At 63.7% G+C, this 1,733-nt stretch carries 2 protein-coding genes and 1 pseudogene; all 3 read right to left on the bottom strand.

Translation table 11 applies throughout. From position 1 onward, the window contains the following. Positions 1-379 precede the first annotated feature (379 nt). Entirely contained in the window at positions 380-853 is a 474-nt protein-coding gene (locus tag ACIO6U_RS36375; RefSeq protein WP_401725775.1) for a hypothetical protein, read from the bottom strand. Further along, the gene (locus tag ACIO6U_RS36380) at positions 850-1,305 is read right to left on the bottom strand and encodes a DUF6228 family protein (protein ID WP_391053002.1); all 456 of its coding nucleotides are present in this window, start codon (positions 1,303-1,305) and stop codon (positions 850-852) included. Before ACIO6U_RS36380 ends, ACIO6U_RS36375 begins: the two co-directional genes overlap by 4 nt. A 33-nt stretch (positions 1,306-1,338) precedes the next feature. Next, positions 1,339-1,733 (bottom strand): annotated as a pseudogene (locus tag ACIO6U_RS36385) (DUF2199 domain-containing protein); the annotation flags it as partial.

Here is a 1,733-nt window from a genome sequence, read left to right on the forward strand (position 1 = left end):
GTGCAGCAGACTCACCCTCGCGGCCTTGGCGTGATCAACAGCGTCTCGACAACGCACATGATCACACCAAGGCCGCACTGCTGTCGTCCCGGCCCTCGCTGGTCAGAAGGCCCTCAACTCGCCGAACCGACACGGTCGTTAAAAAACAAGTTGAGTGCCTGTTTGTGAGTCGTTCATGACAGGAACATCGTTGGAACCTTGGCGTTTTCCCAGGTCAGAATTCGAACTTGCGGGGATCGCCTCGCTGTTGCGGGTTGCGGCTGTCGGCGTTGACCAGTCTCCGTAGAGGTGGGCCACCCCGGCCTGGGATAGTTCAGGTTGGGTGAGACAGGGCGGGGCCGTTCGTCTCACTCAACCTGAGCAGTGAGCGGTGTCCAGCTCATACGTCTTCGGGGCGTTCACGAGAGTGCCAGAGCCGCCTGAGGGCTTTGAGCTCGGCTCTGGGGAAGTGCTCTCCCCACTTCCCGCGGTAGCCGCTCTCGCCGTAGGTCCGTGCCACCTCGTCGAAGCAGCGGATCATGGCTCGGGCGAGCTGGTCGACGTCGGTCTGGCCGGACCAGACCTCGGTCCCTCTGTTGTCGTGGTCGCTCCCGTTGGGCAGTTCCAGCACCCGGATCCAAACGTCATCGTCCTCGCGGTAGAAGACCCATCGGTAGGCGGTTGGCTCGGACTCGAACTGAGCGCGGGTCTCGGTCTCTCCGGCAACCAGGCGGGCCACCGCCGTTAGGAGATCCTCAGGAGTGCCGGTGATGTAGGACGAGGTGAGTTCGCCCCTCGTCTGAGGGGCCTCGACGACGCAGTCGGCCCAACCGTGCCCGTCCAGAGTCCAGGTGATGCGCAGATCGGCGGTCACGGCTGTGCGCCGTCGAGGAATTGCTGGATGTCGGACGCCAGCGAGGTCATCTGCTCGCCGGCTTCCAACCATGTGGTCACCGAGGCGGTCCAGCCGCCGGCGGCCTTCGGCCAGGGGCGCAGTGTCCAGGTCAGCCCGACGTGGCCTCCGGAACGGAAGACCGCCGTTACTGCCAAGTCCTGGTCGTTGGTCTGCCAGGCCCGCTCGCCGTTCCAGCCTCGGTAGTCTCTGGCCAGTTCCTCCAGGAACGGGACGAGATCGCTGTCCCAAGTCCAGGCCACGACCTCGTTGACACGAGCGGCAAGACCAGGAGCCCACAGCTCGACGGCATAGTGCACGGAGTCTTCGTCGAAGCTGAACCGATCGCAGAATTTCACGCCGACGGCCGGGTTGTCCTGGCAGCGAATGGTGATGCCGGGCTTGTCGTCGGTGTCGCTGTCCAGGGAGGTCATGGGTGGAACGCTAGGCCAGCGTCAGATCGCAAGTCATCCGGATTCAGAGTCGGTGGGGTGCAGTACGGCTTCGGCTATCTCGCGGACGCGCTTCAGGGTGATGCCGGTGCGCTGCTCGATGGCCAGGGGATGGTCGGTGGGTTCGAGTTCGATGTAGGGCGCTCACCGACAGGCCGTGTGTGGACGTGGGTCTTCAGGTTGATGGTGCTGGGCGAGTAGAGGGGCAACTCGGTGGTCAGCCATCCGAAGTACGGATTCGCGGACTCGCGTCCTGGTGTGTCCCACAGGTCCGTCGCGTGGGAGAAGTTCTCGCGGCTGACGGAGATCCAGACGCCCCAGGAGAACACATCGTCGCTGTCGGTGACCGGTATGTCGATCATGCCCTTGACGAAGTAGTGCTGTGCTTTGATGACGCACTGGTCCGGGGA

The organism is Streptomyces sp. NPDC087422 (assembly GCF_044744145.1).
Taxonomy (GTDB): Bacteria; Actinomycetota; Actinomycetes; order Streptomycetales; family Streptomycetaceae; genus Actinacidiphila.